At 53.3% G+C, this 975-nt stretch carries 1 protein-coding gene; it reads left to right on the forward strand.

Features of this window, described 5'->3' with window-relative positions; all coding sequences use genetic code 11:
- Positions 1-887 (forward strand): DEAD/DEAH box helicase (locus KIH26_RS17195; protein WP_213446865.1); only part of this gene is annotated, 887 nt, incomplete at its 5' end.
- Positions 888-975: the final 88 nt, after the last annotated feature.

Below are 975 nucleotides of genomic sequence, written 5' to 3' on the forward strand. Positions count from 1 at the left end.
TCGGTGCCACGCCATTTGCCACATGCTCAAAGCGACTTCAAGACTACCGATTTGATACCGTCATCTTTGACGAGGCCAGCCAGATCACCGTGCCGCTGGCCGTGATGGCCATGCGCGCCGCAAAAAAGTTCATCTTCATCGGCGACCAAAAGCAACTCCCACCTGTCATGCAGTCCAAGTCCGTGCTGGCTAAGGACAGTTTTTCCGTATTCGCACGGTTGATCCAAAAGAAATGTGATGCGATCATGCTGGAAGAAACCTACCGCATGAACCGCTGGTTGACCCAATGGCCGAGCCAGACCTACTACAACGATCTACTGCAATCTGGTGGCGAGAATCGCGAGCGTCAATTGGGCTTGCAGCATGCCCTACCAAGTCGCTATGCCGCAGTTTTCGACCCCAAGGCCAGCGGCATATTTGTCCCCATCAAATCCTGCAATACCCGTACACGCAACGATGATGAGGCGCGACTGGTTACCGATTTATGTGATGCAGTGCATCAAGCTGGTTTACCACTCAAAGACATTGGCATCGTTTCACCGTTCCGAGCACAGGGCAAAGCCATTCGTACACTATTAGGCGAGCGATTTGGCCAACGGCAAGCTCAGGCAGTGGTGGCTGACACGGTGGAACGGATGCAGGGTCAAGAGCGTGAGTTGGTCATTTTGTCGATGGCGACTGGCGATCCTGTCTTCTTGTCAGCTATTGGTGAATTCTTCTTCCAGCCAGAGCGTCTGAATGTCTCCATCACCCGTGCCAAAACTAAGCTCATCGTCTGCGGCCCCGAACCTGAACGGATTCCCGTTAGCGAGCATGAGCATGTGAACCAGTGGATAGGCCAGTATCGGAGCTTCATCAAACAATTACATCGCGTCGATTTACCGTGAGAGACAAACCACTTTTCATCCCCGAATGGACTCAGGCCAATGCGCGTGAGCGAGCTATCAAGCCTGTCTTGAGCGGCCTAGAGGCGGA

This window comes from Variovorax sp. PCZ-1, assembly GCF_018413605.1.
GTDB lineage: Bacteria > Pseudomonadota > Gammaproteobacteria > Burkholderiales > Burkholderiaceae_C > JANMDU01.